We start from the raw sequence: 12,915 nt of genomic DNA on the forward strand, positions 1-12,915 counted from the left end.
CTAGGAGTCCTCTGATGATGTTGCTGGTCGGGGTTCCGATCATGTAGGCCGAGGGTCAGGCTGAACAGCATGATGGGGCATCGTCCCGAACAGCCGGTCGGGCCGGATGTATGGAGCACCTGCCGGGAGTTGATCCCGGCAGGCAGTGTCTACGCTTTCCTGGCCGAACATCGCGATGAGTTGTTTCCCGAGGAGATGTTCGCCGATCTGTATGCCGCGACTGATGGGCGGCCGAGCATCCCGCCGCAGGTGCTGGCGTGTGTGCTGGTGTTACAGGTGTTGCTGCACAGTTCCGATCCCGAAGCCGCGCTGGCGGTGCGCTGTGATCTGCGCTGGAAGGCCGCTTGCGGGCTTGGCCTGCAGGATCGGGGCTTCGACCCCTCGCTGCTGGTGTACTTCCGGCAGCGGCTGCGCAAGTCGGGCGACCCGAATCGGATCTTCGCCCGGGTCAGCCGCCTGGCCGCGGACAGCGGGGCGCTGCGGGCGCGGACGAGGCGGGTGCTGGACTCGGCGGTGCTGGACGACGCGGTCGCGACCCAGGACACCATCACCCAGTTGATCGCGGCGATCCGGCGGGTGAGCAGGCAGGTCCCGGGCGCCGCCCCACTGATCGCCGAACGCTGCCACGCCACCGACTACGACCAGGCGGGCAAACCCGTGATCGCCTGGGACGACGCCAAGGCCCGCCAGGAGCTGGTGTCCGGCCTGGTCACCGACGCGCTCACGGTGGTGAGCGCGTTCGAGACGGCCGCGGTGGCGGGCGAGCTGGAGGAGACGGCAGGCCAGGCCCTGGCGCTGCTGGCGCTGGTGGCCGGCCAGGACGTCGAACCGGCCGAAGGTTCCGACGGCACCGACGGGCGCTGGCGCATCGCCCGCAAGGTCGCCACCGACCGGGTCATCTCCACCGTCGACGCCCAGGCCCGGCACGTGCACAAGACCGTGCATCAGCGTCAGGACGGCTACAAGGCGCACGTCGTGATCGAACCCGATACCGGGCTGTTCACCGGTGTCCGGCTGACCATGGCCACCGGCGCCGGCAACCACGAGGCGGTGGTCGGCGTGGACCTGCTGGCCGATCCGGGCGCCGGTACTGCGGTGTTCGAGGTGCTCGGCGACAGCGCTTACGGCACCGGCGACGCCCGCGCCGCGCTGGCCGCCGCCGGGCACACCCTCATCATCAAGCCCGCACCGCTGCGCCCGGCCGTGGCCGGCGGCTACACCCGCGACGACTTCACCGTCGATGAAGCCGCCGGCACGGTCACCTGCCCGGCCGGGGTGAGCCGGCATATCACCCGCACCCGCCACGCGGTCTTCGGCATCGCCTGCCGCACCTGCCCACTGCGCGAACGCTGCACCACCAGCAAGGACGGCCGAACCCTGCGCCTGCACCCACACGACGCGCTGTTACACCAGGCCCGCCAGGAATGGGCCACCGATCCCGACATGAGAGCCATCTACCGGCAGCACCGGCCCATGGTCGAACGCTCCATCGCCTGGCTGGTCGGCGCGGACGGCGGCGCACGCAGGCTCCGCTACCGCGGCGTCTTACGCAACGACCTGTGGCTTCATCTCAGAGTGGCGGCCTTGAACCTGCGCCGCCTGATCAACCTCGGGCTTGCCGGCGTCCAGGGCCGGTGGACCCTGCAGCCCCACACCGGCTGAACCACCGAATGCGGGGCAACGGCTACACGGCCTGTCGTCCAATGCCTCGATCACCCTGCCAGCCCCACCACCTGCTGTCCATCTCCGAACAACATCTTCAGAAGGCTCCTAGGCTGGGTCGCGTGCACATCCAGACATTGCATCGCTATCCGGTCAAATCGCTGCTCGGGGAGGAGCTCGCGGAGAGCGAGGTGACCGAGCGCGGCCTGGCGGGCGACCGGGCGCGGGCGGTGCTCGACGTGGCCACCGGCAAGATCGCCAGCGCCAAGAACCCCCGGCTCTGGCGCGACCTGCTCACCTTGGACGGCGCGGCGCCGCCCGGCGACGAGGAGCTGTCACGGCTGCTCGGGCGCGAGGTGCGGCTGATCGACGTGCCGCCGGAGGGCGCCGAGCTGGAGCGGTCGGTGCCGGAGCGGGTGCTGGCCGAGGGCATCGCGGCGGAGGTGCCGTACACGGTGGGCACGCTGGGCGCGGGCGCGCCCCCCGGCACGTTCTTCGACTTCGCGCCGATCCACCTGATCACGACCGCCGCCCTGGCCAGGATCGGCGCGCTCGGCCCGCGCGGACGGGTCGAGGCCGCCCGCTACCGGCCCAACCTCGTCATCGCGACCGAGGGAGAGGGCTTCCCCGAGAACGACTGGGTGGGCCGGCGGCTGCTTGTCGGCGCGGACGTGGTGCTGGAGGTCATCGTCGCCAGCCCGCGCTGTGCCGTGCCCACGCTGGCGCACGGCGCGCTGGAGCGCGACCCCGACGCGTTGCGCACGGTCGCCAGGCACAACCGGGTGCCGGTGTTCGGCGCGGACCCGCAGCCCTGCGCCGGCGTGTACGCCCGCGTGGCGCACCCCGGCCGGGTCAGGAAGGGCGACCCCGTACGCCTCGGCTGAGCGCCGCGCGCCGCCGATTGCGCATTCCCCATATGCGACAGGTGCGATGTCCGAAACGCAGCGGAAACACCTGTGTGGCGAGTTTCACAGATGTGAAACACACCTGGTCGTGGCACGAAACCCCGGGCGAACACGCTGTGGCCACACGTCACACGTAAGGAGGGTCGCTTCGTGAAGATCGACGGCGGCACTACTGCCTGGATGATCGTCGCCACCGCCATGGTGTTGCTGATGACTCCCGGCCTCGCGTTCTTCTACGGCGGCATGACCAGGGCGAAGAGCGTCCTGAACATGATGATGATGTCGTTCGGCGCCATCATCACGGTGTCCATCACCTGGATGCTGTTCGGTCACTCGCTCGCGTTCACCGACAACCCCAGCTCGGCACTCAACAACTTCGTCGGCGGATTCGACGCACTGGGTCTGCAGAGCCTGGTGGACACCGCCACCAAGGACGACGGCACCGGCATGCCGAGTCTCATCTTCTCCGCCTTCCAGATGACGTTCGCCATCATCACGGTCGCCCTGATCAGCGGTGCGATCGCGGACCGGGCGAAGTTCGGCGCGTGGATCCTGTTCACCGTCGTGTGGGCCACGGTGGTGTACTTCCCGGTGGCGCACTGGGTCTGGGGCACCGGCTGGCTCAACACCATGGGCATCGAGGACTTCGCGGGCGGCACGGTCGTCCACATCAACGCCGGCGCGGCGGCCCTCGCCCTGGCCCTCGTGATCGGCAAGCGGCAGGGCTGGCGCAAGGAGCCGATGCGGCCGCACAACCTCACCCTGGTCCTGCTCGGCGCGGGCCTGCTGTGGTTCGGCTGGTTCGGCTTCAACGCCGGCTCGGAGCTGGCCGTGGACGGCACCGCCGCCCTGGCCTTCCTCAACACGCAGGTCGCCACCGCGGTCGCGGCCGGCGCCTGGCTCGTGGTCGAGAAGCTGCGCGACGGGCACGCCACCAGCCTCGGCGTCGCCTCCGGCGCGGTCGCCGGCCTGGTCGCCATCACCCCGGCCTGCGGTTTCGTGGACCCGTGGGCCGCGATGCTCATCGGCCTGCTGGCCGGCGCGATCTGCGCCTTCGCCGTCGGCCTGAAGTACAAGCTCGGCTACGACGACTCCCTCGACGTGGTCGGCGTCCACCTGGTGGGCGGCGTGATCGGCGCCGTCGCGCTCGGCTTCCTGGCCGCCTACCCCTTCCTCGACCAGCAGAGCGAGGGCCTGTTCTACGGCGGCGGCTTCGGCCAGCTCGGCCTGCAGGTGCTCGGCCCGATCGCCGTCGGCGGCTACTCCTTCGTCCTCACGTGGATCATCGGCAAGATCATTGACAAGACGGTGGGCTTCCGGGTGCCCGCCGAGAACGAGGTCACCGGCATCGACGTCACCACCCACGCCGAGACCGGGTACGACCTCGGCACGGTCTACGCCTCGGGCGTGGCCTCCTCCAACGGTCCCACGGCTCCCGCTCCCAAGAAGGTGGACGCATGAGGCTCATCACCGCGATCATCAAGCCGTTCAAGCTCGACGACGTCAAGGCCGCGCTGGAGCAGTTCGGCGTCAAGGGGATGACGGTCAGCGAGGCCAGCGGCTACGGCCGCCAGCGCGGCCACACCGAGGTCTACCGCGGCGCCGAATACCAGGTCGACCTGGTGCCCAAGGTGCGCCTGGAAGTCCTCACGGAGGAGGACGACGCCGAGGACGTGATCGACGTCATCGTGAAGGCCGCCCACACCGGCAAGATCGGCGACGGCAAGGTCTGGTCCGTGCCCGTGGACACCGTGATCCGCGTACGCACGGGAGAAAGGGGCCCGGAGGCCCTGTGATGTTCCGGCGGAGCTCCGACAACGGCGTCGGAGCGGAACACAGGGTTAGCCGGGCGCAGCCCGGCAGGCGAGGCACTGAGGTGAGGGGGCACTGAGGTGAGGGGAGAGGCCCGTTCGTACGCCGCGGCCCGCAAGGAGCGGACCGCGGACACCGACCGCTGGCTCAAGGATCTCTTCCGCACGGCGAGCGACGGCGACCACGTCTCACTGGTCGCCGTCGGCAGCCTCGGGAGGGGTGAGCCGGCTCCCGGGAGCGACCTCGACCTGGTCCTGCTCCACAACGGCCGCCCGGACGTCGCCAGGATCGCCGACCGGATCTGGTATCCCATCTGGGACTCCTCGATCGGCCTCGACCACTCGGTCCGCACGGTCGAGGAGGCCGTGGCGGTCGCCCGCCAGGACCTCAAGGCCGTGCTCGGCCTCATCCAGGCCCGCCATGTGGCGGGCGATCCCGAGCTGACCAGGAAGGCCAGGGAGGCGGTGCTCGCCGAGTGGCGGGCCGACTCCCGGCGCCGGCTCGGCGAGCTGCGGGAGGCCGCCGACCAGCGCGCCCAGGTCAGCGGCGAGCTGGCCTTCCTGCTCGAACCCGACCTCAAGGACGGCCGCGGCGGGCTCCGCGACGTCCAGGCCATGCAGGCCGTGGCCGCGGCCTGGGTCGCCTCGGCGCCCGGCCCCCGGGCCCGCGAGGCCCACGAGTTCATCCTCGACGTACGCCACGCGCTGCACGTCGTCACCGCCCGCGGCGCCGACCGGCTGGTCCTGCAGGAGCAGGACGCCGTGGCGGGGCTGCTCGGCCTGCTCGACGCCGAGGCGCTCATGCGCCGCCTCGCCGAGGCCGGCCGCACCGTCTCCCACGCCTTCGACGCGACCTGGCGCACGGTTGACAGGCTCCTGTCAGGGCCGGCCCCGCGAGGCCGCCGCCCGCTCGCCGACGGGGTGGTCGAGCACGGCGGCGAGGTCGTGCTCGCGAGGGGCGTCAACCCGCGTACGGACCCCGTCCTCGTGCTGCGCGCGGCCGCCGCCGCGGCCGACGCCGGGCTGCCGATGGCGCCCGCCACGGTGTCCGTCCTGGCCGCTCAGTCGCCTCCGATGCCGGTGCCGTGGCCCGAGGAGGCCCGTGACGCGCTGGTCTCGATCCTCGGCGCGGGCCGCGCCGCCGTGCCCGTCTGGGAGGAGCTGGACCAGGCCGGGATCATTGTCAAGTTGCTTCCTGACTGGGAGCGCGTACGCCACCGCCCGCAGCGCAACCCGATCCACCGTTTCACCGTCGACCGGCACCTCATCGAGGCCGCCGCCAACGCCGCCGGCCACACCCGTGAGGTCGCCCGCCCCGACCTCCTGCTGATCGCGGCGCTCCTGCACGACGTCGGCAAGGGCTGGCCCGGCGACCACTCGGCGACCGGCGAGGTCGTGGTGCGCGACATCGCCACCCGCATCGGCCTGCCGCCGCAGGACGTCGAGACGCTGGCCACCGTCGTACGCCACCACCTGCTGCTGCCCGAGACCGCCACCCGCCGTGATCTCGACGACCCGGTCACCATCGAGAAGGTGGCCGCCACCGTCGGCAGCCGCGAGGTGCTGGACCTGCTGGCCGCGCTCGCCGTGGCCGACGGCAACGCGACCGGCCCGGCGGCCTGGAACTCCTGGAAGGCGGGGCTCGTCGCCGACCTCGTCCGCCGGGTGAGGTCCGTGCTGTCCGGCTCGCCGCCGCCGCATCCGCCCACCCTGTCGGCCGAGCAGGCCGCGCTGGCCCGGCACGGCGGCGGCGCGGTCCGCGTGGCCGGCGGCAACGTCACCGTCGTCGCCCCCGACCGGGTGGGGCTGCTGTGGAGCGCGGCCGGCGTGCTGTCCGCGCACCGGCTCATCGTGCGCTCCGCCTCGTCGGCCTCCGCCGGCTCCACGGCGGTGATCGAGTTCTCCGTGGTCCCCGAGTACGGCTCCCCTCCCGACCCGGCGACCCTGGAGTCCGATCTCCGTCTCGTCCTTGCCGGCCGTCTTGACATCGAGCAGCGGCTGGCGCGGCGGACGCGGGCCGTGCGCCCGCCCCGCGTACCCGTGGCCCCACCTCGGGTGACGCTGGTCGACGACGCCTCCGCGACGGCCACCGTGGTGGAAGTCAGGGCCCATGACAGGCCGGGGCTGCTGTGGCGGATCGGACGGGCGTTCGGGGAGTGCGGTCTTGACGTCCGGGCCGCTCGCGTGGAGACTCTCGGCGCGGAGGCGGTGGACGTCTTCTATGTGGTTGATCGCGCCGGTCGCCCCCTCAGCGACGACGCGCAGCGGGCACAAGTCCGCGATCACGTGCTCGCCGCACTGCGATAACCGGCAGCAAACGGCTGTCGGTCACCACTGTAACGATTGTGTCCGATTTGCCGGTTGTGACACTTGCTCGGATACCTTGTGGACCGGCTTCATGGTTTGGGCGGCTTTGGAGCCATCACCACGGGATGATTGAGGGGTAGCGGAACCAGTGACTACGGGGAACTCCGTCAGCGGCCCAGCCGCGCCGCGCGAGCGCGGCGGACGGTCGCTGTCGCGCTTCACACTGCGCAACTGGCGCGTGCGCTGGCGCCTCACGGCGCTCATCCTGGTCCCGACCGTGGCCGCCGTCGTGCTGGGCGGCTCCCGCGTGGTCGAGTCGGTGCAGAGCATCTCCGACTACGACCGCACGGCCGCCGCCGCCGAACAGGCCGGCCACATCCGCGACCTGCTGCAGGCGGTCGGGCTGGAGCGTGACACCGCGGGCTGGATCGGGGCCAGCCGCTCGATGAAGAAGACGCTCGCCACGCCGCTCGCCCAGCGCAAGGACGTCGTCGACGGACTGGCCGCCCGGGTGCGGACCGACCTCGACGCCATCGACGACTCCTACGGCCCCCGCGCCCTCAGGGCCGCCGACCGGGCCAAGTCCGTGCTCGCCCGCCTGTCCCGCATCCGCGCCGAGGGCCAGACCAACACCGCCGAGTACGACACCCTGACCGACAGCCTCCTCGCCCTGCACGACGAGCTCGGCCTGCTGTCGGACGACTCCCTGACCGTCGGGCAGTTCCGTGCGCTCAGCGCGCTCGCCGCGGCCAAGGAGGAGGTCTCCCGCCAGCGCGTCCAGCTCCTGCAGGCCAGCTACGACACCGCCAAGGTGGACGCCAAGACGGTCGAGCAGTTCATCACCTCCAACGCCCGTCAGCTCAGCGACATCAGCACCGTCGGCGCCGAGGCCGGCCCCGAGGTCGGCCTCGACCTCTCCAAGTCGCTGGCCGCCAAGCCCGAGTACGTCAACGTCCAGCTCACCAAGTCACGCGCGATCACCCTGGCCAGCGGCCGGGCCCCCGGCGTGCGCATCACCGACAACCTGATCTCCGCCCGCGCCAGCCGGCAGGAGTGGTTCGACCAGAACCAGATCGTGATCGACGTCCTGCACGGCGTCGAGAAGGACCTCGCCGACAAGGTCAACCTGCGCAGCCAGGAGCTGCGCAGCTCCGAGACCCGCAACGCGATCATCGCCGCTGTCATGATCGTAGCGCTACTTCTGCTCGTTCTGCTCCTCACCGTCGCGATCGCCCGCTCCATGGTCACCCCGCTGCGCCGGCTGCGCACCGAGGCGCTGGAGATCGCCGGCTTCCGCCTGCCCGACGTGGTGCGCCAGCTCCGCGTCAACGGCGAGGCCCAGGTCGGCGAGGTACGCCCGATCGCCGTCGAGGGCAACGACGAGATCGGCGAGGTGGCCCGCGCCTTCGACCAGGTGCACCGGCAGGCCGTGCGCCTGGCGGGCGAGGAGGCCGAGCTGCGCGGCAACATCAGCTCGATGTTCGTCAACCTCTCGCGCCGCACGCAGACCCTGGTCGAGCGGCAGATCTCGCTCATCGACGGCCTGGAGAAGGGCGAGCAGGACGGCGCCAGGCTGGCCGACCTGTTCAAGCTCGACCACCTCGCCACCCGCATGCGCCGCAACTCCGAGAACCTGCTGGTCCTCGCCGGCCACGAGGCCACCAGGCGGCGCAGCCAGCCGGCCAAGCTGGTCGACGTCGTACGCGCCGCGCTGTCGGAGGTCGAGGGCTACGAGCGGGTCCAGGTGCGGGTGCACCGCGGCACGTCGGTGCTCGGCAGCTGCGCGAACGACCTCGTCCACCTGGTCGCCGAGCTGGTCGAGAACGCCATCCAGTTCTCCCCGAGCAACGCGCCCGTCGTCGTCACCAGCAGCCCCATCGAGGGCGGCGGCGCGCTGCTGTCGGTGAGCGACACCGGCATCAGCATGACCGAGGAGGAGCTGGCCGAGGCCAACCGCCGCCTCGCCGAGCCGCCGGTCGTGGACGTGTCGGTCTCGCGGCGCATGGGCCTGTTCGTGGTCGGCCGCCTGGCGCTGCGCCACGGCATCCGGGTCCAGCTCAGGAAGGGCGACGGCGCCGGGCTCATCGCGATGGTGCTGCTGCCGCCCGCGCTCATCGCCGACGGCCGCGAGCAGCCGCTGCCGCAGCGGCCCGCCTTCGGCGGCGGCACCGCCCCCGCCCCCGCCGGCCAGGGGTTCGGCGGGCGGCACTCGGGACCGGCGGGCTCGGTCCCCAACGGGACGTTCCGGTCGTTCGGCAGCTTCGAGTCCATGGACGTGCCGCGCGGCCCCGCCCGCCCCGGACCCGCCCCCACCGGTCCTGGCGGGTACGACAGCACGCCCGGCACGCCCAGGCACGCGTTCGGCACGTACGGCTCCGACCCCGCCCAGCCGGGCGTGAACGCCTTCACCGCCGACACCGACGGCGGCTCCTACCGTGGCAGGCCGCCCGGGTCCTTCGACTCCGGCTCCTACCCGTCGTACCCGAACGGCGGCTCCCGGCCGGTCAACGGCGCCCACCACGCATCGGGAAATGGTTCGTTCCAGACGCCGCCGCCCCCCGCTTACCCGACCGACGACGTGCGCAGGGCGGACCTCGCGCCGTCGGTGGACGTGTCGCCGATGGAGCCTGACCAGGAGGAATATCTGCCGATCTTCGCGTCGGTCGAATCCGCCTGGTTCCGCCGCCCGCCGGGCGAGCAAACCCCGGCCCAGCCGGAGACGACGGGTGGGGGTGAGGCCACGCCCGCGCAAGCCGTACCCTCTGGGGAGGAATCGTGGCGAACGGCCGCCGACGCCGGTTGGCAGGCGGCGGCCAAGGCCAGCGAGCCCAGCCTCGGCGGCATCACCGCCGCCGGGCTTCCCAAGCGGACCCCCAAGGCCAACCTGGTGCCCGGCACGGCCGCCCAGCCGTCGCCGGCACAGCAGCAGCAGCGGCAGGCCCCCGCGCCGCCTCCGGTCTCCGCGGACCGGATGCGCAGCCGGATGGCCAGCTTCCAGCAGGGTGTGCGACGGGGCCGCCAGGAAGTACGTCGACAGGAGGAACAGAGTGAGTAAGCGTCCCGCCGGGGAGGATGCGTGACTACGCTGAGCCATGAGGCGCACCGCTTCGACTGGCTGATCACCGACTTCGTACGCAACACGCCCGGGGTCGCGCACGCCGTCGTCGTCTCGGCCGACGGCCTGTGCCTGGCGGCCTCCGAGGGGTTCCCGCCGGACCGGGCCGACCAGCTCGCCGCGGTCTCCGCGGGCCTGCTGAGCCTGACCGTGGGCGCCTCCCGGGTGTTCGAGGGCGGCGCGGTGACGCAGACCGTCGTCGAGATGCAGCGCGGTCTGCTGATCGTCATGGCCATCAGCGACGGGTCGGTCCTGACCGTGCTGGCGGGTCCGGATTGTGACATGGGTTTGGTGGCGTATCAGATGACGCTGCTGGTAGACAGGGCGGGACAGGCGCTCACGCCCGCCCTGCGCGCCGAACTGCAGGCAGCCAGGGCGCGGTGATGTGATGGAACTGATAGGAGCGGGCCGTGTACGGCAGTGACGGGATCGGGGAAGAAGAGCCCCTGTTCCGTCCCTACGCGGTGACGGGCGGTCGTTCCGAGCCGCGGTACCACCTCGCGATGGAGACCCTGATCTCCTCGATGTCGATCCCGGACGCCGAGATGGCTCTGCTCACCCCCGAGCAGGAGGCCATCATGCAGCTCTGCAGGACGTTCCGGTCGGTCGCCGAGATCTCGGCCCTGCTCCGCGTCCCGCTGGGCGTGGCGAGGGTGCTCGTGGCGGACATGTCCGACGAAGGGCTTGTCCGCCTGCACCAGCCACGCCTCCAGCAGGGACAGCCAGACCTCAACATGCTCGAAAGGGTGCTCAGTGGACTACGCAGGCTCTAGCCCCGGCCTCACCTCGACGAAGATCGTCGTGGCCGGGGGCTTCGGCGTCGGCAAGACGACGTTCGTGGGGGCGGTGTCCGAGATCCTCCCGCTCACCACGGAAGCGGTCATGACGGACGCGTCCGCGGGCATCGACGACCTGGGGATGACCCCCAACAAGCAGACCACGACCGTGGCGATGGACTTCGGCCGGCTCTCGCTGGACCGGGACCTGATCCTCTACCTGTTCGGCACGCCCGGACAGCACCGGTTCTGGTTCATGTGGGACGACCTGGTGCGCGGCGCCATCGGGGCCGTGGTGCTGGTGGACACCCGCCGGCTGGCCGACAGCTTCCCCGCCATCGACTACTTCGAGGAGGCGAAGCTGCCGTTCGTCATCGGCATCAACGGCTGGGACGGGCAGTTCGTCCACTCCGACCAGGAGGTCAGGGAGGCGCTGGCGCTCTCGCCGCACACGCCGATCGTCCGCACCGACGCCCGCAACCGCGAGTCGGTCAAGGCGACGCTGATCGCGCTCGTCGAGCACGTCGTACGCCTGCGCGCCGCCGTCCACTGAGCCCCCTGAGTCAACGGTCCAGCAGCCGGTAGCGGCGGACCGACAGGACGAAGAACACGGCGGTGATGGCCACGGGCCACGCCACGGCCATGAGCACCGGGTGCCGCGCCACCCAGGAGTCGCCGCCCCAGCCCGGGTTGCCGAAGAGCTGCCGGGCCGCGGCCACGGTGGACGACAGCGGGTTCCACTCGGCGATCGTGCCCAGCCAGCCCGGCATGGTGCCGGGGGCGACGAAGGCGTTCGACAGGAACCCGACCGGGAACTCCAGGGTCTGGACGGCCACCGCCGCGCCCGGCTCGCGCGCCACCAGCCCCAGGTACATCCCGGCCCACAGCAGCGAGAAGCGCAGGAGCAGCAGCAGGCCCACCGCGCCGAGCGCCCCGCCCGCGCTCGCCGGCCGCCAGCCCACGGCGAGCCCGCAGGCCAGCAGGCCGGCGAGGACCAGCGCCGAGTGGAGCAGGTCGGCGACGGCCCGGCCGATCAGCACGGCCGAGGGCGCCATCGGCAGTGAGCGGAACCGGTCCGTGACGCCCTTGGCGGCGTCGGCCGAGACGGCGACCATGGTGGCGCTCAGGCCGAAGAGCATCGTCATGCCGTACATGCCGGGCATGAGGAAGTCGAAGTAGCCGGCTCCCGGCGGCACCCGTACGGCGCCGCCGAACAGGTAGCCGAAGGCCAGCGTGATCATGATCGGGAAGGTGATCCCGAAGACCACGGTCATCGGCTGGTTGCGCCAGTGGATCAGGTCGCGCCGGGCAACGGTCCAGCCGTCGGCCAGCGCCCATCGCAGCGTGGTCACGCGCGCTCCTCTCCGGCGTGCGCCGGGGTTTCGGTGGCGGTCAGGGTCAGGAAGACCTCGTCCAGGGTCGGCCGGCGTACCGTGATGTCCTCGGCCTCGATCCCGGCCGCGGCCAGCGCGGCCGGGACCTCCGTGAGGGCCTTCACCCGGTCGGCCACGGGCGCGGACACGCGGCGGGCGTCGGGGTCGGACTCCACCGGCCCGCCGGCCGCGCGGGCGGCGATCCCCGCGGCCTCGGCCAGCCGCTCGGGGTCGCGGATCACCACGTCCAGCCGGTCGCCGCCGAGCCGGGACTTCAGCTCGTCCGGCGTGCCCTCGGCCACCACCCGGCCCGCGTCCACGACCGCCACGCGGTCGGCGAGCCGGTCGGCCTCCTCCAGGTATTGGGTGGTCAGCAGGACGGTCGTGCCGCCCGCGACCAGCTCGCGCACCGCGCGCCAGATCTCCGTACGGCTGCGCGGGTCGAGGCCCGTCGTCGGCTCGTCGAGGAACAGCACGGGCGGCGCCAGGATCAGGCTCGCGGCGAGGTCGAGCCGCCGGCGCATGCCGCCCGAGTAGTCCTTGGCCGGGCCGTCGTGCCGCAGCCCGAACCGCTCCAGCAGCTCGCCGGCCCGCGCCCGTGCCGCCGCCGCGCCCAGGTGGTGCAGGCGGCCGAACAGCTCCAGGTTCTGGCGGCCGGTCAGCAGCTCGTCCACGGCGGTGTGCTGGCCGACCAGGCCGATGTTGCGGCGCACCTCGCGCGGCCGGCGCACCACGTCGTGCCCGGCCACCTCGGCCCGGCCGCCCGACGGGCGCAGGAGCGTGGTGAGGATGCGCACGGCCGTGGTCTTGCCGGCGCCGTTGGGGCCGAGCAGGCCGCACACCGTTCCCTCGCCCACGTCCAGGTCGAGGCCGTCCAGGGCGGTTTTAGTGCCGTATGTCTTGCGCAACCCGCGTGCGAGCACCGCCGTCATGCGTTCTCCCTCCGAAACGTACGGTGTACCGTAC

Annotated in this window: 11 protein-coding genes; 9 read left to right on the top strand and 2 right to left on the bottom strand. The window is 72.0% G+C overall.

All coding sequences use genetic code 11. The features are described from left to right. Positions 1-69: 69 nt before the first annotated feature. The 9 genes from BMW85_RS43645 (at position 70) to BMW85_RS43685 (ending at position 11,129) form a co-directional block, all read left to right on the top strand. The gene (locus BMW85_RS43645; RefSeq protein WP_091087748.1) at positions 70-1,662 is read left to right on the top strand and encodes an IS1182 family transposase; all 1,593 of its coding nucleotides are present in this window, start codon (positions 70-72) and stop codon (positions 1,660-1,662) included. A 122-nt stretch (positions 1,663-1,784) separates the two neighbouring features. Continuing rightward, on the top strand, positions 1,785-2,546 hold the full coding sequence (locus BMW85_RS43650; RefSeq protein WP_245775429.1) for an MOSC domain-containing protein: 762 nt from the start codon (positions 1,785-1,787) through the stop codon (positions 2,544-2,546). Between the two features lie 171 nt (positions 2,547-2,717). Further along, on the top strand, positions 2,718-4,028 hold the full coding sequence (locus BMW85_RS43655) for an ammonium transporter (RefSeq protein WP_091093411.1): 1,311 nt from the start codon (positions 2,718-2,720) through the stop codon (positions 4,026-4,028). Continuing rightward, positions 4,025-4,363 (top strand): P-II family nitrogen regulator, encoded by a 339-nt coding sequence (locus BMW85_RS43660; protein WP_091093413.1) that lies wholly within the window; start codon positions 4,025-4,027, stop codon positions 4,361-4,363. The genes BMW85_RS43655 and BMW85_RS43660 overlap by 4 nt, the downstream gene beginning before the upstream one ends. A 96-nt stretch (positions 4,364-4,459) precedes the next feature. Beyond that, positions 4,460-6,685 (top strand): [protein-PII] uridylyltransferase, encoded by a 2,226-nt coding sequence (locus tag BMW85_RS43665; RefSeq protein ID WP_091093415.1) that lies wholly within the window; start codon positions 4,460-4,462, stop codon positions 6,683-6,685. A 148-nt stretch (positions 6,686-6,833) separates the two neighbouring features. Further along, positions 6,834-9,740 carry a sensor histidine kinase gene (locus tag BMW85_RS43670; RefSeq protein WP_091093416.1) on the top strand — a complete coding sequence of 969 codons (2,907 nt, stop codon included), beginning with the start codon at positions 6,834-6,836 and terminating at the stop codon, positions 9,738-9,740. 21 nt (positions 9,741-9,761) lie between these two features. Continuing rightward, a complete protein-coding gene (locus BMW85_RS43675; protein ID WP_020546575.1) occupies positions 9,762-10,184 on the top strand; it encodes a roadblock/LC7 domain-containing protein in 423 nt (140 codons plus the stop codon). Between the two features lie 26 nt (positions 10,185-10,210). Then, on the top strand, positions 10,211-10,573 hold the full coding sequence (locus BMW85_RS43680; RefSeq protein WP_091093418.1) for a DUF742 domain-containing protein: 363 nt from the start codon (positions 10,211-10,213) through the stop codon (positions 10,571-10,573). Beyond that, the gene (locus BMW85_RS43685; RefSeq protein WP_051112739.1) at positions 10,554-11,129 is read left to right on the top strand and encodes a GTP-binding protein; all 576 of its coding nucleotides are present in this window, start codon (positions 10,554-10,556) and stop codon (positions 11,127-11,129) included. Before BMW85_RS43680 ends, BMW85_RS43685 begins: the two co-directional genes overlap by 20 nt. Before the next feature lie 10 nt (positions 11,130-11,139). On the opposite strand, the gene BMW85_RS43690 is transcribed toward BMW85_RS43685, so the two are convergent. Both BMW85_RS43690 and BMW85_RS43695 read right to left on the bottom strand, forming a co-directional pair. Continuing rightward, positions 11,140-11,928 (bottom strand): ABC transporter permease, encoded by a 789-nt coding sequence (locus BMW85_RS43690; RefSeq protein WP_091093420.1) that lies wholly within the window; start codon positions 11,926-11,928, stop codon positions 11,140-11,142. After that, complete coding sequence (locus BMW85_RS43695; protein ID WP_091093422.1) at positions 11,925-12,881, bottom strand: ATP-binding cassette domain-containing protein; 957 nt, start codon at positions 12,879-12,881, stop codon at positions 11,925-11,927. The genes BMW85_RS43690 and BMW85_RS43695 overlap by 4 nt, the downstream gene beginning before the upstream one ends. Positions 12,882-12,915 lie beyond the last annotated feature (34 nt).

Source organism: Nonomuraea wenchangensis (genome assembly GCF_900111685.1).
Taxonomy (GTDB): domain Bacteria; phylum Actinomycetota; class Actinomycetes; order Streptosporangiales; family Streptosporangiaceae; genus Nonomuraea; species Nonomuraea wenchangensis.